Here is a 22,585-nt window from a genome sequence, read left to right on the forward strand (position 1 = left end):
TAATAAAAAGACTATTTAAAACATAAAAAAAGCAGACTTATAAGTCTGCTTTTTCAATTTTATAAACGTTTTAAAAACCTTATTTAGCTTCTGCGTAACGTCTTTCTACTTCATTCCAGTTAATTACATTAAAAAATGCTTCAATATAATCTGGGCGTCTGTTTTGGTAGTTTAAATAATATGCGTGCTCCCAAACATCTAATCCTAAAATTGGTGTACCACCACAAGACACTCCAGACATTAATGGGTTATCTTGGTTTGGTGTAGAGCATACTTCTACTTTACCTCCTTTATGTACACAAAGCCAAGCCCAACCTGATCCAAATTGTGTTGCAGCTGCTTTGCTAAATGCATCTTTAAACGCATCAAAAGATCCATAAGCTGCCTCAATAGCATCTTTTAAATCTCCAGATAAACGTCCTTTACCTTCTGGATTCATTACGTCCCAAAATAGTGAATGGTTATAAAAACCTCCACCATTATTTCTTACAGCCATATTATTCATATCTAGATTAGATAAAATAGCTTCAATAGATTGTCCTTCTAAATCAGTTCCACTAATAGCAGCATTTAATTTAGTTGTATAACCATTGTGGTGCTTAGAGTGATGTATTTCCATTGTACGTGCATCAATATTTGGTTCTAATGCATCATATGCGTATTTTAATTTTGGTAATTCAAAAGCCATAATTGTATGTTTTGTTTGTTAATATTCAATAAGTTCAAAACTAATCATTAAAGCGCTTAATTGAAAATATTTATTCTAATTATAATTTATTCAAATATCAAAAATATATATAGCTTAAATATATATTGTTATTATCTTGTCTAAAATTTAAAGTTTAATGTCAAAAATAGCTCCTTTTAAAGTATATGATGCGTCTGCTGGAAGCGGTAAAACCTTTGCTTTGGTTAAGGAGTATTTAAAACTATTATTTACCTCTAAGTACAATGATAATTTTAAACAAATCCTAGCAATAACCTTTACCAATAAAGCTGTTGCAGAAATGAAAACAAGGATTTTAGATTCTTTAAAAGAGTTTCCTTACAGAGATAGTAGTCTATTTTTAGCCATTACTAAAGAGTTAAATTTAGAGCCAGAATACGTACGGAAAAGATCCATAACATTACTTAATACCATTATGCACAATTATGCTGCTTTTGATATTTCTACAATTGATGGATTTAACCATAAGTTAATAAGAACGTTTGCACATGATTTAAAAATCCCTATAAATTTTGAGGTAGAGCTTGATACACCTTCCCTACTTAATCAAGCAGTAGATAGTTTAATAGCAAAAGCTGGTACAGATAAAAAACTAACTAAAGTATTAATAGATTTTGCTTTAGAAAAAGCAGATGATGATAAAAGCTGGGACGTTTCCAGAGATTTTAACAGTATAGCAAAACTATTAATTAATGATAATGATTTACCACATCTAGAGAGTATAAAACATAAAACACTAGAAGATTTTAGTGTTTTAAAAACACAATTAACAAAACAGATTACTAATCAAGAAAAATTAATATCGCAATTAACCAATAATATATTATCATTATTTAATTCAAATGATTTAGATGAAAAAGATTTTTCAAGGGGTACGTTGTATAAACATTTTGTAAAAGCTTCAAAATTAGACTTTGACAGATTGTATGATAATAAATTAGCAGAAAACATTGCTGAAGGTAAACTCTACACAAAAACTTTAGATTCCGCGAAAGCGTTAATAATAGATCAACTTTTACCAGAAATAGAAAACACTTATCATAATACAAAAAAAGCTGTTTATGATTATAAATTTTTAAAAGCTATATATAAAAACGTAACACCACTTTCTGTATTAAACGTAATAAATAAAGAGTTAACGACTATAAAAGAAGACGAAAATAAATTATTAATTTCAGAATTTAATACTCTTATCAGTAAAGAAATTAAAAACCAACCAACCCCTTTTATTTACGAGCGGTTAGGTGAAAAGTTTAGACATTATTTTATTGACGAGTTTCAGGATACCTCAGAAATGCAATGGGATAATTTAATTCCGTTAATAGAAAACACATTAACTGGACAAAATTTTAAAGGAGAACAAGGTACAGCTATGCTTGTTGGAGATGCAAAACAAGCCATTTACAGATGGAGAGGCGGAAAAGCAGAACAATTTATTGGCTTGACAAAAGATGACAACCCTTTTCCTGTAGTAAAAGAAGCTATAAGATTGGAGCATAATTACAGAAGTTATAAAAGCATCATTAACTTTAATAATCAGTTTTTTGACTACCTCTCAAAACAAAGTTTTAGTAGTACTGATTATTCGGATTTATATAAAAAAGCACATCAAAACTTATTTTTAGAGCAAGAAGGTTACGTAAATTTAAAATTTTTAGAGCTTAATAAAGAAGATGATGAAAATGAAGTTTACCCAGTAACCATTTTTGAAACCATTAACACTTGCCTAACTAATAACTTTAACCTTAAAGACATTTGCATCCTTGTTAGAAAGAAAAAAGAAGGGGTTGCTATTGCTGAGTACTTAAGCGAAAAAGGAATACGAATTACCTCATCAGAAACCATGTTAATTAATAACTCTGAAGATGTACAACTTGTTGTAAATATTTTTAGGTTACTAATTAACCCAAACAACCTAGAAGTTAAAATTAAAGTTTTAGATTATGTTGCTAGTGTAAATACTATAAAAGACAAACATCTTTTTTTTAAAACCAATTTAGAATTACCAATTCATGATTTTTTTAAAAGCTTAGAACAGTTCTCAATTTTTAGTAATCCGTCACAATTAGTTCAACTATCATTATATGATATGGCAGAATGTGTGGTCAGAAATTTTGGTTTAACAACAGCTTCAAATGCCTATATTCAATACTTTTTAGATGTTGTTTTAGAATATTCTCAAAAACAAATTTCTGATATTTCTGGGTTTTTAGATTATTATGACACTAAAAAGGATAGCCTAAACATAGTGTCACCAAATAATCAAAATGCCATTCAGATTATGACTATTCATAAATCAAAAGGGTTAGAGTTTCCTGTGGTGATTTTTCCATATGCACATCTAGACATCTATAAAGAACTTGAGCCAAAAGAATGGTTTCCGTTAGACAAAAATACATTTAATGGTTTTAAAGAAACATTATTAAACTATAATAAAGATTTTGAAAACTATGGAGACATTGGAGAAGTTATATATTTAAAACATAGAGCAGAACAAGAGTTGGACAACATAAACTTGTTATATGTGGCATTAACAAGACCTGTAGAACAACTTTATATTATTTCTAAAAAAGAAAAAGCAACTAAAGATGGTGTTACACATAACACCTATTCTGGTCTATTTAATAACTATTTGATACAAAATGGAATTTGGAATGAATCACAGTTAGAGTACTCCTTTGGGAATCCAAAACGTGAATTACAAACAGAAGAAACTACAGAAAACACTCAAGAAACAGATCAGTTTATAAGTGTAGCCAAACAAGATCATAATATTAAGATTATAACAAAATCTGGTTATTTATGGGATACAGAACAACAAAATGCTATTGAAAAAGGGAATTTAATACATGATATCATGGCAGAAATTAAAACCAAAGATGATATCCCATTTGTTATTAATGACTATTTATCCTCAGGAATAGTAAACCAAGAGCAAACCATAATATTAACACAAACTATTAATAACATTATTAACCATCCAGAACTTAATAGTTATTACACTAATGATTATACTATATATAATGAACGTGATATTATTTCAAAATCTGGAACAATCATTCGTCCAGACCGCCTAGTAATAAAAGATAAAGATGCTATTATAATAGATTACAAAACAGGATTATCAAATCCAAAATACCAACAACAGCTAGAAAACTATTCGGATGTGTTAAAAGAAATGAGTTTCAGTGTTAGTAAAAAGATATTAATATATATTAATGATACTATTAAAGTTGTGACCTATTAATATTAAAAAGAACGATTTCAATTTTCCGCTTAAGCGAAAACATTTTTAACTTTGTAAAAAACAAACTATAATTTATGTACAGTACTATAAAAGAACACTTACAAAAAGAAATACAAGACATTAAAGATAATGGTCTTTTTAAAGAAGAGCGTATTATAACTTCAGCTCAAGGTGCAGAAATTACTTTAAACACAGGAAAAACTGTTTTAAATTTTTGCGCTAACAACTATTTAGGACTATCATCACATCCAGACGTTATCAAAGCAGCACAAGATACAATGGATACGCATGGATTTGGAATGTCTTCTGTTAGATTTATATGTGGTACACAAGACATACATAAAACATTAGAACAAGAGATTGCTAATTTTTATGGTACTGAAGACACTATATTATATGCAGCAGCATTTGATGCTAATGGAGGTGTTTTTGAGCCTTTATTAGGAAAAGAGGATGCAATTATTTCGGATTCATTAAACCATGCTTCTATTATAGATGGTGTTCGTTTATGTAAAGCTGCACGTTATCGTTATCAAAATAACGATATGGCAGATTTAGAACAACAACTTATTAATGCCAATAAAAATGGAGCTCGTTTTAAAATAATAGTTACAGATGGAGTCTTTTCAATGGATGGATTAGTTGCCCCTTTAGACAAGATTTGTGACCTAGCAGATAAATATGATGCAATGGTAATGATTGACGAATGTCATTCTGCTGGATTTATAGGAGAAACTGGACGTGGTACCTTAGAAGAAAAAGGTGTTATGGATAGAATAGATATAATTACAGGAACCTTAGGTAAAGCATTAGGAGGTGCTATGGGTGGTTATACGACTGGTAAAAAAGAAATAATCGAAATGCTACGTCAACGATCAAGACCCTATTTATTTTCAAATTCCTTAGCTCCTGCAATAGTAGGAGCATCAATTAAAGTTTTTGAAATGCTCTCAAATGATAATACTTTAAGAAACAAACTAGAAGAAAATACAAAATTTTTCAAAAAAGAGATGAAATCTGCAGGTTTTGATATCATAGATGGTGATTCTGCAATCGTTCCTGTCATGTTATATGACGCTAAATTATCTCAAACTATGGCAAATATGCTCCTAGAAGAAGATATTTATGTTATTGGATTCTTTTTTCCTGTTGTACCAAAAGACAAAGCTAGAATACGTGTTCAGTTATCTGCAGCACACACTAAACAGCAGTTACAAAAGGCTGTTAGCGCATTTATTAAGGTTGGAAAAAGGTTAGAAATTATTTAGAAACAATCATAATAAGCAAGTAAAAGTAACAAATAATCAATATTTTTATATATTTGTCTTTGTTAATAATATTTAACAACTTATTTTTGCTTTTAATTAACACTTAAAAATTAAATTTTTGAATATGAAAAATCTTAGCAGATTATTGTTCACAATGTTACTTCTTACAAGTATGGGTAACGTTATGGCTCAAGACCAAAACAATCCGTGGGCTATTAACTTCGGTATTAACGCAGTAGATGTGTTTCCTGTAGGTGAAGACGCTCCACAAGGAGATTACTTTAGTGAATTCTTTAATGCAACTGACCATTGGAGTATTTTGCCTTCATTATCTACAGTTTCTGTATCTAAATATGTTGGAGACAACTTTTCTGTACAAGCTGGTGGTTCTATTAACAGAATCAACAAATGGGGACAAAGTGAGGACAACATTACAAACCCAAGCATTCGTGTAAACGATTTAGCTTACTATGCTTTAGATGGTAATGTAAGATATCACTTATCTGATTTATTAGGTACAACTAAACTTGATCCAACTGTTGGTGTCGGTGGAGGTTATACTTGGATTGAAGAAGGTCCTTATAATACTTATTCTACAGTAGCTGGTTCTAACAATTCTGTTGGAGCAGGAACTTTAAATGCTTCACTTGGATTAACATACTGGTTCTCTGATAACATTGGTTTATTTGTTGAGTCAAAATATAAGCATTCTTTCGAGGATTACTTAACTAAGCATTTCCAACATTCTGCAGGTTTAACTGTAAGATTTGGTGGAACTGATACTGATGGTGACGGAATATATGATAAAGATGACGCTTGTCCAGATGTACCTGGATTAGAAAGCTTTAACGGTTGTCCAGATGCTGATGGTGATGGAATCGAAGATTCTAAAGACACTTGTCCAAACGAAGCTGGTTTAGCTGAGTTTAACGGATGTCCTGATACTGATGGTGATGGTATTGCTGATAACAACGATAACTGTCCACAAGTAAAAGGATTAAAATCTTTAAAAGGTTGTCCAGATGCTGATGGTGATGGTGTTACTGATGCTAAAGACAAATGTCCTAGCGAAGCTGGACCTGCTGCTAACAATGGATGTCCTTGGGCAGACACTGATGGTGACGGAGTTTTAGACAAAGATGATAAATGTCCAAAAGTAGTTGGAACTGTAGCAAACAATGGTTGTCCAGAAGTTGCTGTTGTTGTACAGCCTAGTCAAGAAGTTATCAATAAGTTAAATGCTTATGCTAAAACTATCTTATTTGATTCTGGAAAATCTAGTTTCCAACAACGTACTTACCCAGTATTACAAGATATTACTGCAATATTAAAAGAATACCCTGCTTCTAACTTCACAATTGAAGGTCATACAGATAGCCAAGGAGCTAAAGCTTCTAACCAATCTTTATCTGACAGAAGAGCTAAAGCAGTATTAAACTATTTAGTAGAGAATGGAATTTCTTCTTCTAGATTAACATCTTATGGTTTTGGAGAAGATTACCCAATCGATTCTAACACTACTAGAGCTGGTAGAGCAAACAACAGACGTGTTGAAGTTAAACTTAGAAAATAAGTTTAGACTAACACTCTTATAAGTTTTATAGAAAAACGCTTCGGATATCCGAAGCGTTTTTTATTTTTATATAATGACAAGTTTTATTCAGGATGTACTTAATGATTTAAAAAGTAAAGACGCAAATTTTAGCGATCTTGTCTTTGTTTTACCTAGCAGAAGATCTGGTATATTTTTAAAACAAGAATTAAGTCTAGTACTAAACAAAACACTATTTGCTCCTAAAGTAATTAGTATTGAATCTTTTGTAGAAGAACTATCACAATTAAAATCTGTTTCTAATACTGAGCTTCTCTTTCAGTTTTATAATACTTATCTTGAATTAACACCAAAAAAGGAAAGAGAAGGCTTTGATAGCTTCTCTAAATGGGCTCAGATAATCTTGCAAGATTTTAATGAGATTGATCGTTACATTATTCCACAGAAAAAAATATTTGACTATTTAAAAGCTATAAAAGATTTAGAGCATTGGTCTTTACAGCCTAATAAAACAGAAGTTGTTACAAGCTATTTAAAATTTTGGAATAAGCTTAACGACTATTATACAAACTTTACTCAGACCTTAATTACCCAAAAGCAAGGTTATCAAGGCTTACTATATCGTGAAGCTTTTGAAAACATTGAAGCTTACATAAATAGCACAAATCAACACCATGTATTTTTAGGTTTTAATGCCTTAAATACTGCTGAAGAAACCATAATCCAAGAGTTGTTACAAAACGATTTAGCATCAATTTATTGGGATATTGATGAGACATTTATAGAAAATCAAATTCATGATGCTGGATTATTTACAAGACAGCATAAAAAAAATTGGAAATATTTTAATAACCAAACTTTTGATTGGGTTAGTAATTTTTATAGTACTAAAAAAAATGTTTCGGTCTTTGGTGTCCCAAAAAATATTGGACAAGCAAAAGCTATTGGTTCTATATTAGAAGAATTATCGCAAACAGATGCTTCATTAAAGAATACAGCAGTTGTTTTAGGAGACGAAAATTTACTAATTCCAGTATTAAACTCGATACCAAAATCTGTTAATACCCTAAACATTACAATGGGTTTCCCTTTAAAATCTATTCCGTTAGCCTCTTTATTTGAACACATATTTACACTACAAAAAAAACAAACAGAAACCTTTTACTATAAAGATGTCATTAGTATTTTATCCCATCAATTTATTAGACCATTATTTAAAAATAATGCAACAATAACTACAATAGAATTAATACATAAAAACAACTTAACATATTTAACTAAAACACGTTTAGAATCGATTTGCAGTGATGATTCTAAAATAATAAACCTTTTGTTTAGTCATTGGGATAACAGTCCTAAAACAGCTTTAAGTAATTGCTTTACCCTTATTCAAACTATTAAAGAAATTTTATCTGAAGATAAAAAAGCAAATCAATTAGGCTTAGAATATTTATTTAGGTTTAATACTTTATTTAATGAGCTAAACCTTTTAAACAATACTTATAATCATATTAAAGACATCAAAGGGTTATATAGTATTTACAAAGAATTATTAAGCTCTGAAACTTTAGATTTTCAAGGAGAACCGTTACAAGGTTTACAAATTATGGGAATGTTGGAATCACGTGTTTTAGATTTTGAAACTGTCATAATTTCTAATGTAAATGAAGGTGTTTTACCATCAGGAAAAACCAACAATTCTTTTATTCCTTTTGATGTTAAATTAGAAAATAAGCTACCAACTTATAAAGAGAAAGATGCAGTTTATACTTATCACTTCTATCACTTACTTCAACGTGCAAAAAATGTTTATATATTATATAACACAGAAATTGATACATTAGTTGGTGGCGAAAAAAGTAGATTTATAAACCAGTTAGAGTTAGAAGGTATCCATAACATAAACCATAAAATACTAACGCCAAAAGTCCCTAATTATAAAAAAGAGTTAACAACACTATCAAAAACTGATACTGTAATTTCTAAACTAAAAGATATTTCTAGAAAAGGGTTTTCTCCATCATCTTTAACAAGTTATATTAGAAATCCTATAGATTTTTATTACCAAAAACTATTAGGTATTTCTGATCTTGATGAAGTAGAAGAAACCATTGCAGCTAACACTTTAGGTACAGTTGTACATAATACATTAGAAGCACTTTATTTACCATTTATAGATCAATTTTTAACCTTAGAAAAGGTAACAGCTTTAAAACCCAAAATAGACTCTTATATTTCTAAATTTTTTAAAGAGGAATATAAAGAAGGAGATATGACTAAAGGTAAAAATCTAATTGTATTTGAAATTGCAAAACGCTATGTTTTAAATTTTTTAAACCTAGAAATTAAAGCTTTAAAAGAAGGTCATAAGATTAAAATAATAGCATTAGAAGCAAAAATTGAAAATATATCTATTGAAATTGAAAGTTTAGATTTTCCTGTCCAATTAAAAGGAACAGTAGACAGAATTGACCAATATAACGGAACCACAAGAATCATAGATTATAAAACTGGTCAAGTAGACCAAAGTAAAGTAACAGTTGTTAATTGGGAAGATATATTGACAGATTATAATAAGTACAGCAAATCTTTTCAGGTTTTAATGTACGCTTATATGCTTAAAAAAGCTAAAAAAGTTAGCCTACCATTGGAAGCTGGAATAATATCTTTTAAAAATTTAGGAGCAGGTTTTATTTCTTTTGGAAAAAAAGAATCCACACATAGTCGCAATAGAGAGACATTAATAAATGAAGACACTTTAAATCAATTTGAAATTCAGCTAAAAAATATAATTTTAGAGATTTGTAACCCTAACGTCGATTTTATTGAAAAAGAGCTAAAATGATTCAAAAAAATCTAATTTTAACCAGAAACAAGCAAAAACCAATCGTTTTTGATGTGTTTTTCAACAAAACAGAAAAACCAAAGCCTCTAGTTATTTTTTGTCATGGCTATAAAGGGTTTAAAGATTGGGGAGCATGGGACTTGTTTGCAAAACAGTTTAAAGACAATAATTTATTTTTTGTAAAATTTAATTTTTCTCATAATGGAGGAACTATTAATCAGCCTATAGATTTTCCAGATTTAGAGGCATTCGCAGAAAATAATTATAGTAAAGAACTGCAGGATTTAGACGACCTTATTTCATATTTATGTTCAACTAAAAACCCTTTATTAAATAATATTGACACCACAAACATCACCTTAATTGGACACTCAAGAGGTGGTGGAATTGCAACTATTAAAGCAAGTGAGAACACTAGAATAACTAAACTTATAACTTTAGCTAGTGTTTGCGCATTTGGAAAACGAACGTCTACAACTGGAGATTTAAAGCAATGGAAAAAAGATGGTGTTAAATTTGTTTTAAATGGCAGAACAAAACAGCAAATGCCACATAATTATCAATTTTACTTAGATTATAAAGCAAATGAGAATAGATTAGATATTGAAAAAGCGTGTAAAAATATTATGATTCCTCATTTAATAATTCATGCAAAAGACGATCCTTCAGTCAAGTTTGATGAAGCGGTTTCACTTCATTCCTGGAATCCAAAAAGCGAATTATTTATACTAAATAATAGCGATCATGTGTTTAGTGCAAAACACCCATGGACTGAAAGCAAAATGCCTTCAGCATTAAAAAAAGTAACAGAAAAAAGCATACAGTTTATTCTACTTTAATCCACTTAAAACTAGAACAGGTAAAGAAGACACATAAAAATCTTTTTTAAGTACTCTGTTTTTTTCCCACATTTTCTTAAAAAACCCTCTCTTACGTCTTACAACACAAAGCAAATCAGGATTAGAATCTTTATAATGCTCTAAAACACCCTGAAAAGTTGTTGCATTTTCAGTTTCTTTAGTAGATCCAACTATAGACTGTAGTTCATTATTTATATTAAAATCTCCTTCATTATGAAAAGGAGTTTTAACTAACAATAAATTTAAATTAGAGTTAAACTGGTTTTTAATATTAGTTAAAACGCTTAAAGCGTTTTCTTTTTTTATAACTGCAGATTTTAATGCAATTAAAATGTTATTAATTGGCTTAAACACAAATCCTTCTGGCACTATCAAAGCAGGAATATTAGTCTGTTTAATAATCTTTCCAGAGGTTTTTCCTAAATAAACTTCATCTTTAATAGAGTTAGTTCTAGGCTCTAATAAAATTAAATCTGCGTCAATAGATTTACATACTAGATTTAAAGTATCTACAAGTTTTCCTTTAAAGGTTTTAACAATAACGTCAACTCCTTTTGTGTCAATTTTATCAACATGAGACTTTAAAAAATCTAAACTTTCACGTTCAATAATATGATCTATTTTAATCATTGTTCCGGATTTAGTATACACATTATAAACTTGTACAACATATAATTTTGCTCCAAAAGCTTTAGCAAAATCTACTGCATATTGCAAGTGGCTTTGAGCATTTTTTGAGGATCCAACAGGAACTAAAATAGATTTCATAATACATAAATTTAGGCAACAAAAATACAGAATTTTCTTCATAAAAACTTCTATAAACTTTTACGACCTTTACACAACAATTTTAACCTTAGATTTTGGGTACTTCAATACGCTTAAAACATATCAATACACTAGCAATTCCTGCATTAATTTCTGGGATTTCAGAACCTATATTATCTTTAACAGATGCAGCTATTGTTGGAAATGTACAATTTAACGCAACCGAATCTCTTGCTGCAATAGGTATAGTAACCACTTTTTTATCTATGCTTATTTGGGTTTTAGGACAAACACGTAGCGCAATTTCTTCAATTATATCTCAACATGTTGGTGCAAATACTTTGGATAAGGTAAAAGATTTACCAGCTCAAGCCATTTTATTAATTACCTCATTAAGTGTAATAATTATAGTAACAACTTATCCATTTGCAACACATATATTTAAATTATATAATGCCTCAAATTTAATATTAGACTATAGTGTAGACTATTATAAAATACGTGTGTTTGGATTCCCATTTACTTTATTTGTAATAGCAGTTTTTGGCACATTTAGAGGATTACAAAACACTTACTACCCAATGGTTATAGCTATTTTTGGAGCGCTTTTAAATGTAGTATTAGATTTTGTTTTAGTTTATGGTATTACTGGTTACATCAACCCAATGCATATAAAAGGTGCTGCATACGCAAGTGTAATAGCACAAATTGTTATGGCTTTATTATCTGGTTATTTATTACTAGCAAAAACCTCTATTCCTTTGCGCGTTAAAATTCCATTTAATCAACAAATTGGCAATTTTGCTTTAATGATTTTAAACCTATTTATACGTACACTAGCATTAAACATTACATTATATTTTGCTACAAAGTATGCAACTGGATATGGTAAAAACTACATTGCAGCATATACAATAGCTATAAATTTATGGTTTTTAGGCGCTTTTATTATAGATGGTTATGCAAGTGCAGTAAACATATTATCAGGTAAATTATTAGGCGAAAAAAACTATAAAGACTTATTAAAATTAAGTACAAAACTAATTAAAATAGGGATTTTACTTGGTGGACTTGTAGCTATAATTGGAGCCCTTTTTTATTACCCAATTGGAAAAATCTTTACCAAAGAGCCTGAAGTTTTAAAAGAGTTTTATACTGTATTTTGGATTGTTTTAGCCATGCAACCGCTTTGTGCATTAGCTTTTATTTTTGACGGACTATTTAAAGGCTTAGGTAAAATGAAAGACTTACGTAACCTACTTTTACTATCAACATTTTTAGTGTTTCTACCTGCATTATTTATTGCAGATTATTACAATTTAAAGCTTACAGGTATTTTTATAGCCTTCACTTTATGGATTATTGCACGAGGATTTCCGTTAATTATAAAATTTAGAAAACAATTTTTATCGCTTGCTCAAAACACGTAACTTTACAGCAAATAATTAAGCCATGTTATTAAGTTTATTACAAGTAAATATTGAAGAAAAAGTAAAAAACGCACCAGAAGATAGTGGTTATCAAATTGGTGTGTTAATAGGTTCTTATTTACCACTTATTGTCTTAATAATATTTGCTTACCTACTATACTTATACAACAGAAACAGAAACAAAGAACAATAATATTATGAGTAATTTAATTTTTCCTCTTTTAGCATTATTTGTCATTATAGCATATATCTATAATCGCATGCGTAACAAAAGATATTAACGCGTTTTTAACCAACCTGTAATACTTAATCTTTTAGTTTGTACGGGTTTTACTTCGTGCTCTAATATTTGACTTTCAAAAATCACAACACGACCAGGAAATGGGTAAATTACTTGTTCCGTTTCTTGACCATCTTTATTAAGATACAATACCAATTCGCCACCATTTTCTGGTTGCCAATCTTCATTGTTTAAATAACAGACAAAAGATAGTTTTCGTCTATCATCATTTTTAAACGTGTCTAAATGACGCTTATAAAAAGTTCCTTTTGGGTACAATGCATAATGAAACTCTTTATATAAAATCCCTAAAAAACAAGTCTTATTTAGGTAGTCTATAAGATTATTAATTTTTTTAAAAAATAATAGTTCAGCATTATTAGCTGTGGCTTCATCAATCCATAAAATAACATCACCTCTAATTATTTTTACAATAACCTTTTCAAATTTATTCCCAATTGCTGCTTTTTTAAAAGCATCTTCTTCATGCTTTTGTAGTAACGACGCTCTTAAAACAGTAACTTCTTCGTCTGTAAAAAAGTCGTCAATAATACTAAATTTTTGGGTGGCAATTTCAGAAATGATGCGCTCATAAAGCGGATTTTCAACAAAATCTAATGCTTCATAAAGCTGGCTCATAAAACATTTATATTTTAGAAAGTATGTAAATGTAGTCTATTAACCATTCGCTTTTACAAATTCAATATCTTTGCATCATAAATACTTGGTTAATGAGCAATATTCGCATAACAAAACAATTTACTTTCGAGACTGGACACGCACTTTATGGCTACGACGGAAAATGTAAAAATGTCCATGGTCACAGTTACAAATTAGATGTAACAGTAATAGGTACACCTATAACAGACAATAAAAATGTTAAGTTTGGAATGGTAATAGACTTTACAGATTTAAAAAAAATAGTAAAAGAAGACATAGTAGACGTTTTTGATCACGCAACCGTATTTAACAAAAACACACCACATGTTGATCTAGCTAAAGAGCTAAAAGACAGAGGACACAACGTACTATTGGTAAACTATCAACCTACAAGCGAGATGATGGTAATAGATTTTGCAAAAAAAATCCAAAAACGTTTACCAAACAACATCAAACTACACTCACTAAAACTATCCGAAACCGCAACCAGTTACGCACAATGGTATGCAAGCGATAATCAGTAAATAATTTAGGCGTTACCACAAGGGTCGCGCTTTCACTACTCGCTCTCTTCGAGGAGCTCAGACAAACCATTCAATCGCTAACGCACACATCAGCCAACAACAAGCATAATCAAGAAATAGTTATCTTTACCATATGCAAATTCCAAAAGGAAAAAAAATATATTTCGCCTCAGATAATCACTTAGGTGCACCAACAAAAGCAGACTCGCTTCCTCGCGAAAAAAAGTTTGTGGCTTGGTTAGATATGGTAAAAGAAGATGCAGCAGCAATTTTCTTGTTAGGAGATATGTTTGATTTTTGGATGGAGTACAAACGTGTTGTACCAAAAGGATTTACCAGAACCTTAGGTAAATTAGCAGAAATAAGCGATTCCGGAATCCCAATTTATTACTTTGTAGGTAATCATGATTTATGGATGAATGGTTATTTTGAAGAAGAATTAAATATACCAGTGTACCACAAACCACAAGAATATACCTTTAACAATACTACCTTTTTTATTGGTCATGGAGACGGTTTGGGTCCAGAAGACAAAGGTTACAAACGCATGAAAAAAGTGTTTACCAATCCAATCTGTCAATGGTTATTTAAACGTGTTTTACATCCAGATTTTGCATTACGTATTGGACAATATATGTCAGTAAAAAACAAACTAATTTCTGGAGACGAAGACGCCAAATTTTTAGGAAATGATAAAGAATGGCTAGTACAATACTGTAAACGTAAACTAGAAACCAAACATCGTGATTATTTTGTGTTTGGACATAGACATTTACCCTTAAATATAGATTTAGAAAACAACTCTAAATACATCAATTTAGGAGATTGGATCCAATACTACACCTATGGTGTTTTTGATGGAGAAAACATGGAGTTAAAGGAGTATTAATCTTCCTCCTTTTCATGCTCCTCAATATCCTTTGTTAAATCAAGATCGCGTAGTGGTTGGTTTTTAACACCAATTATTGCAACAATTATAAGTGTAGCTGTTCCACCAAATATTACTGCTAAAGGAGCGCCAAAAAGTCTGGCAGCAACACCACTTTCTACAGCTCCTAACTCATTAGAAGATCCAACAAACATAGAGTTAACTGCTCCAACCCTACCTCTCATATGATCTGGTGTCTTTAATTGTAATATGGTTTGTCTTACTACCATTGAGATTCCGTCAAAAACACCAGCAAAAAACAACATTAAAACACTAAGCCACATTAACTTTGAAGCGCCAAAAACTATCATACAAAGTCCAAAACCAAAAATGGAAACCAATAACTTTTTACCTGTATTTTTTGTTATAGGAATGTACGTAGTAGCTAACATTGTTATAATACTTCCAGAAGACAATGCAGCATTTAAAATACCTAAACCTTTTGGTCCTGCATCTAAAATGTCTTTTGCGAAAACGGTAAAAATAGCAACAGCTCCACCAAACAAAACAGCAATCATATCCAAGGTTAAAGCGCCTAAAATAACCTTATCATTAAACACAAAACTAAGTCCAGCTTTTAAGCTTTCTTTTACTGTTTCTTTATTACCAATATTTAATATTGGTTTTTTATTTATTAAAAACACCAATACTAATGACAACATTACTAAAAAGAATATGATACCAAGTGTGTGGTGCACACCAATCCATGCTATTAAAAATCCACCACATAAAGCACCAAAAACACTTGCACCTTTCCATGTACTACTACTCCATGTTGCAGCGTTTGGATATATTTTTTTTGGTACAAGTAAGGCTATCAGAGAAAAAATAGTTGGACCAAAAAAGGCTCTTAAAACACCTCCAAAAAACACTAAAGCGTAAATACTATATAAAATAGAAGGCATTTGCCATGTGGTTTCAATTGTATTAGAAGTTAACCAGAACAACCCAAAACTAATAAAAGAAAATAGTGTAATACAAAGTGCAAATAGATTTCGTTTTTCTTTTTTATCAACAATATGCCCAGCAAAAGGAGCAAGAAAAAAAGCAGGTAAAAATTCGCATAACCCAATTATGGCAAGGCTTAACTTATTATCAGTCATGGAGTAAACTTGCCATTCTATTACCACAAATTGCATAGACCAGCCAAAAACTAAAGCAAATCTTACTAATAAAAAAATGTTGAATTCTTTTATGCGTAATGCTGCGTAAGGATCATTTTTAGCCATAAATTTATGCTTTAATATCTCTAATTTTTAATTGTAAAGACACCTTACCATTCCACTCGTTTTCATCTATCGAATACGTAGCTTTAAAAGGTTTTTTGTCTTTAATTAACTCTAGTTTTTCTCCTAAATTAAATCCTATTCCAACAAATTTTTCTTGTCCAGTTTGAGTAGCTGTAAATCTTAAATGCTTGTCATCTTGTCCAACACACTTACCATAACCTGTATCTTTTAAGTTTTCAGTCATAAAAATTGGTGTCATATTTCCTGGTCCAAAAGGTGAAAACTGATTTATAATGCGCCAAAACTTATTGTTTATGTCACTTAATTGTAATGTTGTGTCTATTTTAATTTCTGGAGTTAATAAATTTTTATCAATAGTTTTAGAAACTTCATCTTCAAACGCTTGTTTAAAGGCTTCGTAGTTTTCTTCTTTAAGCGTTAATCCTGCTGCGTATTTATGTCCTCCAAACTGCTCGATATGTTCTGCACAAGCCTCCAAAGCATTATAAACATCAAACCCAGAAACAGATCGCGCAGAAGCAGCTAATTTGTCACCACTTTTAGTAAAGACTAAAGTTGGTCTGTAATAAGTTTCTATTAATCTAGAAGCAACAATACCAATTACACCTTTATGCCAATCCTTTTGATACACGACAGACGTTAATCTGTCTTCTTCTTTGTTTTCTTGGATTTGCTCTAAAGCTTCAATTGTTATCCTCTTATCTGTTTCACGCCTATCTGTATTAAACTCTTCAATCTCTTCAGCATATTTTACTGCTGTTTGTAAATCTGTTTCGGTTAATAAATCTACTGCATACTGACCATGTTTCATTCTACCTGCAGCATTTATCCTTGGTGCAATAACAAAAACCACATCTGTAATAGTCAGCGTGTCTTTTTTTATTTGATTGATTATGGCTTTAAAACCAGCTCTTGGATTTTGATTTACAACTTGTAATCCAAAATAAGCAAGTACACGGTTTTCTCCAGTAATTGGTACTATATCAGCTCCAATTGCTGTTGCTACTAGATCTAAATATGGAATTAAATCGTCAATAGTTTCGTTAGATTTTTCGGCTAAAGCCTGAATTAATTTAAAGCCTACTCCACAACCACATAACTCTTTATAAGGATAATTACAATCGTCTTGTTTTGGGTCTAAAACTGCAGCTGCATTTGGTATTTTTGCTCCTGGTCTGTGGTGATCGCAAATAATAAAATCGATGCTTTTATCTTTAGCATATGCCACTTTATCAATTGCTTTTATACCACAATCTAAAGCTATTATTAGGCTAAAATCATTATCGTTAGCAAAATCAATCCCTTTATATGACACACCATAACCTTCGTCATATCTATCTGGAATATAAGTTGCTACTTGTGGTGTTTTTGTCTTTAAATAAGATGACATTAACGCTACAGATGTAGTACCATCTACATCATAATCGCCAAATACCAATATATTTTCGTTATTCTGAATTGCTTGCTGTATTCTAGCTACTGCCTTATCCATATCTTTCATTAAATATGGATCATGTAAATGGTTTAAATTTGGTCTAAAAAACGTTTTTGCATCTTCATAGTTGTTAATACCACGTTGTACTAAAAGTGATGAAATAGAGTTATCTACTTGCAAACTTTCTGCTAAAGCAGACACAGTTTCAGGGTTTGGTTTTGGTTTTAAAGTCCAGCGCATTTAGTTAGTTAAAAAGTTTTAAAGTTTCTTACTCAGTTTAACCATTATGTAAATGAATAGTCGTTTTTACCTCAGCAAATTGTCTAAACATTTCCATGACACCACAATATTTTTCGACAGAAAGATTAACTGCTCTATTGATACGTTCTTCATTTAATTCTTTACCTGTAAAATGATAATCTACAGTTACTGTATGATAGTGCTTTGGGTGTTCTTCCGTCAATAAACCTTCAACTTCCATTTTAAAGTCATCAACTTTAACTTTCATTTTTTCTAAAATTGACACAACGTCTAAACCAGAACAACCTGCTAAAGAAGATAACATCAATGCTTTTGGTGATAAGCCTTCTCTTTTTTGTCCCTCTACATCTGTATCCATTAATACATGGTGACCACTTGGGTTATCAGAATCAAATAATAAGTTTCCTTTCCAATTGGTTGTAATTTTATGAGCCATAATTGATTTTTTTTTTGTTTATTGAGATCAATCAAAAATACTACTTAAAAACCAAAAAACCGATGCCTTTAGTAACTCCTTTAAACGCAGAACACGATTTAGAAACAAAAGAATTAGCTATTTTTTTTAACGAAACACTTGGGTTTTGTCCAAACTCGGTTTTAACCATGCAACGTAGACCTGCAATTAGCAAAGCTTTTATTAATTTAAATAAAGCTGTTATGGCTAATGAAGGACGCGTAACATTTGCATTAAAACGTATGATAGCTTGGGTTAGCAGTAATGCAACAGGTTGCAGATATTGTCAAGCACATGCTATTAGAGCTTCAGAACGTTATGGAGCAGAACAGGAACAATTAGATAACATTTGGGAATACCGTACACATCCAGCTTTTAATGAAGCTGAACGTGCTGCTTTAGACTTTAGTTTAGCTGCTAGTCAAGTACCAAACGCAGTTGATGGAGAAATAAAAAGACGTTTGCATGACCATTGGGATGATGGAGAAATAGTTGAAATACTTGGTGTAATTTCTTTATTTGGATATTTAAACAGATGGAATGACAGTATGGGAACTACCCTAGAAAATGATGCTATTGACAGCGGAAACCAATACTTAGGTAAACATGGTTTTGAGGTTGGAAAGCATGATGGTTCTCAGTACTAAATAACACTACATTTAGATGTTAGAAGCCTTGGCTAGAGATAGTTAGGTTTTTTATTTTAAATTAACCAAAATATGATACAAATATAATTGATTGTCATTTCGAAAATAAGTCGTTTTAAATACTTTCATTTCAGATGCATTCAAATAAATATCAGATTTATCGTTACTATCAATAATTTTTATTCCCTCAAAACTAATTGAATCTAAATATTCTAAGTATTTATGAGATAATCCTAAAAAATCTTTTGCCTCACAATAAATACCAATAAATTTTTCTTTCAAACCATTAGAATCATAATTCAATAGTGTCTTTTTTAAATGCTTATCAATAACTGTTTTACTTAGTGATTTCAAATTAAAGCCTTCAAAAAAAGAAATTGGTTTACCGTTAACCCAATCATCGACAACGATATCTAATTCTCCTTGATTTTTTTCTGATTCAGAAATGCCTCTTCTTGATTGTTCAAAAGAATAAAAGTTTTTACTTTTTAGATGAGGGTTTAATAAATCATTTAAATAAGAATTTCGTTCATCCTCATTTAGTTTTTGTAATGTTATTTTCTTAGTTTGAAGTTGGGAAAATGCATTGATAAAATCTCTAACTAAGGATTTATTAGTTGATTTAGTTTTGTAACCTATCAATATTTCTTCTATTTCAACTTCATCCGTGCTTTTAAGACAACTTATTGTTTTTTTATTTTTGGATAAAAACTTTAAAAGAATTTTTCTATCAATCATATAAGGAGATTCAGAAGTAGAACACTTATTACAATTACATGCTAACATTTCAGAAATGTCATCATCTTTCAATTTCAAATCTTTGTGAATTTTATCTAATTCAAAAAATATCATATTATATAAATTAGCACGTGCTTCACCAACTATAAATACCCTAATTTTTCGATCAACTCTATTAGAAACTACTAACCCTCTATTAATTTCTGTATTAAAAACAACTCCAAACTTCCAATAGTTATAACCTTCAATGTAACTATTTAATCTACATATTAATCTTTCGATAATACCTGAAGGCATGTAAGTGTAAGAAATCTCTAATTTAAGAGAGTTTATATTTTCAAAATCTGCAATTTCTAAATTGCTATTTGGAGAGACTTGCAATAGAGTTGGAATTATAAAAAAATTGTCTGATCCAATTATTTTAAAACATATTTCAAATTTTTCCATTAAGGACAAAATTTCATTATGCTTTTCAATAGGATATTTTTCTTCATTCAAATAAATTTTCAAATCTTTAGAGCTAAACAATCCTTTATTTTTTTGTATTACTAATGAATTAATTAATTCGTAAATAGCTTTAGTTAGCCAATGAGGATTTAAAACTATTAGATTATTTAATCTAATATCATCCTTAAAATGAATTATGTCTCCTAGGTCATTTAAATAACCACTTAAATATCTTTCTTTTTTGGAATCATTAAAACCACATATTGATTTAAAATAATCATAAGAAATATAATCCTCTTTTACATCTATTAATTTAGCTCTAATGTTATTCCAAGTCTTGGGTAGTACATCAGCAATATGAGGTAATTTTGAAATACAGTCTTTAATAATTCCCTCTAAGTCTTTTATCCCCTCTTTTGTATAACAAGATACTTTTATAAAGCTATGTACATTTTCAAATTTTTTAAAATAACTTTCCTCATCAATATTTTTAATAATAATATCTGACTTATTCATAACGACAATTACTGCGCTATTTTTACCAGCTCTTTTTATTGTGTTTAACCAATAATCAAAATTCTCTTCTTCAGTATCTGATCTTGGTTCCCAAACAAAAATATAAATAGACCTTTGTGTAAGAAAAAATTGATGTGTGGAATATAAAATCTCTTGTCCTCCAAAATCCCATGCATTAATTTTAACATCCTTTTTAAAGAATGCATCAGGTCTAATATACCTTGGCTCTGTTGAAATTCTAAGTTCTAAAAGTTCTTCAGGGAAAGATTCATAAACGTCCTCTAAAATTTCATACTCAACATCTTCTCTATTATAATTTGATGAATGATGCTGACTCTCATTATAATTCAAAACCTCATCTAGGAAAATCAGATTTTCAAAATCATCATGTTTATTATAATATGGTTTCTCAGCGGGAAAAATAACTTCCTTTTTAAATGTAGATATATTTATGCCATGAGTAGTATTTTCTTTTCCAATTTCTATGTCTAAATCATTGTTTTCAAGAACTTTCATTAAAGTAGTTTTCCCAACATCACCTTTACCGACCAACAATAATTTTGTTTCGAATAATTTAGTGCGATTATCTCTTTGATTAAGAGATTGTACGTAAAAATTTATAAAAGACAAATCTTCATGAAATTCAATTTCTGGAGGTAAACCCTTTAAAAAGGGGTTATTATTGAAGATGATTTTTACATCTTTTTGTAAAAAGTCGAAATCGTGAGGAATATGATTTATTAGATTATATGATATGTTTATTTCTTTATAAGAATAGTATCTCCCTAAAACTAATTCAAAGTCATGTAAATTATTATTACTTAAATTTAAATAATTAAGATTATATAGTTCTTTTATGTCTTTGGGGTATTCAGTAAGATAATTATAACTTAAATTTAAGTCTAATAAGTAAGTCATATCAGATATATCCTCTGGCAAAATTTTTAAGCCTAAACCACTTAAGTCAAGAAAATTTAATTTTTTTTCCTTAGTATACCGTATAATTTCTAAAGCTTTATTAAAATTATTTTGACTCATACTTAAGCATTAATTAATTTCATCTTCTTCTTCCCACCAACACAAATCACAATTTCGCCTTTTGGAGGTTTATTTGTGTAATGTTCTAGTACTTGTTTTGCTGTTCCACGAATAGTTTCTTCGTATAATTTGGTTAATTCTCTAGAGACTGAAACTGTTCTATCTTCTCCAAAATATTCGCAAAAATGACTCAGTGTTTTGATTAATTTATGCGGACTTTCATAAAAAATGATGGTTCTGGTTTCTTCTGCTAACAGCTTTAATCTGGTTTGTCTTCCTTTTTTTACTGGTAAAAAGCCTTCAAAAATAAATTTATCGTTAGGTAAACCGCTATTTACTAATGCTGGCACAAAAGCGGTTGCACCTGGAAGGCAGTCAACCTCAATATTGTTTTCTATACACGCTCTGGTTAATAAAAATCCAGGATCAGAAATGGCTGGTGTGCCTGCATCACTTATCATTGCAATGGTTATTCCTGCTTTTAGTTTTTGAATTAAATTATCAACAGTCTTATGCTCATTATGCATATGATGGCTTTGCATTTGAGTACCAATCTCATAATGTTTCAATAATTTCCCAGAAGTACGTGTGTCTTCTGCTAAAATTAAATCAACTTCTTTTAAAACTTCTATTGCTCTAAAAGTCATGTCTTTAAGGTTTCCTATAGGTGTTGGAACGATGTAGAGTTTGCTCATGTAAAAAGAAATGCT

The 22,585-nt window shown here is 30.0% G+C and carries 18 protein-coding genes; 10 read left to right on the forward strand and 8 right to left on the reverse strand.

Annotated elements, in window-relative coordinates; all coding sequences use genetic code 11:
• Positions 1-79: 79 nt before the first annotated feature.
• Positions 80-688, reverse strand: a complete 609-nt coding sequence (locus SJY17_RS03245; protein WP_397364030.1) for a superoxide dismutase — start codon at positions 686-688, stop codon at positions 80-82.
• Between the two features lie 157 nt (positions 689-845).
• Between SJY17_RS03245 and SJY17_RS03250 the strand changes: the two genes are divergently transcribed.
• From SJY17_RS03250 to SJY17_RS03270, 5 genes are all read left to right on the forward strand, one after another.
• Positions 846-3,974, forward strand: a complete 3,129-nt coding sequence (locus SJY17_RS03250; protein ID WP_397364031.1) for a UvrD-helicase domain-containing protein — start codon at positions 846-848, stop codon at positions 3,972-3,974.
• 74 nt (positions 3,975-4,048) lie between these two features.
• Positions 4,049-5,242, forward strand: a complete 1,194-nt coding sequence (gene kbl / locus SJY17_RS03255; protein ID WP_397364032.1) for a glycine C-acetyltransferase — start codon at positions 4,049-4,051, stop codon at positions 5,240-5,242.
• 124 nt (positions 5,243-5,366) lie between these two features.
• Positions 5,367-6,815 (forward strand): OmpA family protein, encoded by a 1,449-nt coding sequence (locus SJY17_RS03260; RefSeq protein ID WP_397364033.1) that lies wholly within the window; start codon positions 5,367-5,369, stop codon positions 6,813-6,815.
• Between the two features lie 73 nt (positions 6,816-6,888).
• Positions 6,889-9,639: a PD-(D/E)XK nuclease family protein gene (locus SJY17_RS03265; RefSeq protein WP_397364034.1), complete on the forward strand. Its 2,751-nt coding sequence runs from the start codon at positions 6,889-6,891 to the stop codon at positions 9,637-9,639.
• Entirely contained in the window at positions 9,636-10,478 is an 843-nt protein-coding gene (locus tag SJY17_RS03270; RefSeq protein ID WP_397364035.1) for an alpha/beta hydrolase family protein, read from the forward strand. Before SJY17_RS03265 ends, SJY17_RS03270 begins: the two co-directional genes overlap by 4 nt.
• On the opposite strand, the gene SJY17_RS03275 is transcribed toward SJY17_RS03270, so the two are convergent.
• The gene (locus SJY17_RS03275; protein WP_397364036.1) at positions 10,470-11,267 is read right to left on the reverse strand and encodes a universal stress protein; all 798 of its coding nucleotides are present in this window, start codon (positions 11,265-11,267) and stop codon (positions 10,470-10,472) included. The two genes, SJY17_RS03270 and SJY17_RS03275, sit on opposite strands and share 9 nt — an antisense overlap.
• Before the next feature lie 95 nt (positions 11,268-11,362).
• On the opposite strand from SJY17_RS03275, the gene SJY17_RS03280 reads away from it, so the two are divergent.
• Together SJY17_RS03280 and SJY17_RS03285 are read left to right on the forward strand one after the other, a co-directional pair.
• Positions 11,363-12,697, forward strand: coding sequence for an MATE family efflux transporter (locus tag SJY17_RS03280; protein ID WP_397364037.1), 1,335 nt, complete (start codon positions 11,363-11,365; stop codon positions 12,695-12,697).
• A gap of 22 nt (positions 12,698-12,719) precedes the next feature.
• Positions 12,720-12,890, forward strand: coding sequence for a hypothetical protein (locus SJY17_RS03285; protein ID WP_397364038.1), 171 nt, complete (start codon positions 12,720-12,722; stop codon positions 12,888-12,890).
• 84 nt (positions 12,891-12,974) lie between these two features.
• Here SJY17_RS03285 and SJY17_RS03290 read toward each other — a convergent pair whose 3' ends face one another.
• A complete protein-coding gene (locus SJY17_RS03290; protein ID WP_397364039.1) occupies positions 12,975-13,616 on the reverse strand; it encodes a 2OG-Fe(II) oxygenase in 642 nt (213 codons plus the stop codon).
• A gap of 92 nt (positions 13,617-13,708) precedes the next feature.
• Here SJY17_RS03290 and SJY17_RS03295 point away from each other — a divergent pair, with 92 nt between their 5' ends.
• Both SJY17_RS03295 and SJY17_RS03300 read left to right on the forward strand, forming a co-directional pair.
• On the forward strand, positions 13,709-14,161 hold the full coding sequence (locus SJY17_RS03295; RefSeq protein WP_397364041.1) for a 6-pyruvoyl trahydropterin synthase family protein: 453 nt from the start codon (positions 13,709-13,711) through the stop codon (positions 14,159-14,161).
• Between the two features lie 133 nt (positions 14,162-14,294).
• Positions 14,295-15,050: a UDP-2,3-diacylglucosamine diphosphatase gene (locus SJY17_RS03300; protein ID WP_397364042.1), complete on the forward strand. Its 756-nt coding sequence runs from the start codon at positions 14,295-14,297 to the stop codon at positions 15,048-15,050.
• Here SJY17_RS03300 and SJY17_RS03305 read toward each other — a convergent pair.
• From SJY17_RS03305 to SJY17_RS03315, 3 genes are read right to left on the reverse strand one after another with little or no spacing between them, the layout of a single operon-like run.
• The gene (locus SJY17_RS03305) at positions 15,047-16,318 is read right to left on the reverse strand and encodes an MFS transporter (RefSeq protein WP_397364043.1); all 1,272 of its coding nucleotides are present in this window, start codon (positions 16,316-16,318) and stop codon (positions 15,047-15,049) included. The two genes, SJY17_RS03300 and SJY17_RS03305, sit on opposite strands and share 4 nt — an antisense overlap.
• 4 nt (positions 16,319-16,322) lie before the next feature.
• The gene (gene recJ, locus SJY17_RS03310) at positions 16,323-18,014 is read right to left on the reverse strand and encodes a single-stranded-DNA-specific exonuclease RecJ (RefSeq protein ID WP_397364044.1); all 1,692 of its coding nucleotides are present in this window, start codon (positions 18,012-18,014) and stop codon (positions 16,323-16,325) included.
• Positions 18,015-18,051: 37 nt separating this feature from the next.
• A complete protein-coding gene (locus SJY17_RS03315; protein ID WP_397364045.1) occupies positions 18,052-18,471 on the reverse strand; it encodes an OsmC family protein in 420 nt (139 codons plus the stop codon).
• A gap of 62 nt (positions 18,472-18,533) precedes the next feature.
• Between SJY17_RS03315 and SJY17_RS03320 the strand changes: the two genes are divergently transcribed.
• Positions 18,534-19,136: a carboxymuconolactone decarboxylase family protein gene (locus SJY17_RS03320; protein WP_397364046.1), complete on the forward strand. Its 603-nt coding sequence runs from the start codon at positions 18,534-18,536 to the stop codon at positions 19,134-19,136.
• 51 nt (positions 19,137-19,187) lie between these two features.
• Here SJY17_RS03320 and SJY17_RS03325 read toward each other — a convergent pair whose 3' ends face one another.
• On the reverse strand, positions 19,188-21,875 hold the full coding sequence (locus SJY17_RS03325) for a COR domain-containing protein (protein WP_397364047.1): 2,688 nt from the start codon (positions 21,873-21,875) through the stop codon (positions 19,188-19,190).
• 2 nt (positions 21,876-21,877) lie between these two features.
• On the reverse strand, positions 21,878-22,570 hold the full coding sequence (gene rsmI, locus SJY17_RS03330; RefSeq protein ID WP_397364048.1) for a 16S rRNA (cytidine(1402)-2'-O)-methyltransferase: 693 nt from the start codon (positions 22,568-22,570) through the stop codon (positions 21,878-21,880).
• Between the last annotated feature and the right edge of the window lie 15 nt (positions 22,571-22,585).

The organism is Olleya sp. R77988, from assembly GCF_044594215.1.
In the GTDB taxonomy this organism is placed as follows: Bacteria; Bacteroidota; Bacteroidia; order Flavobacteriales; family Flavobacteriaceae; genus Olleya.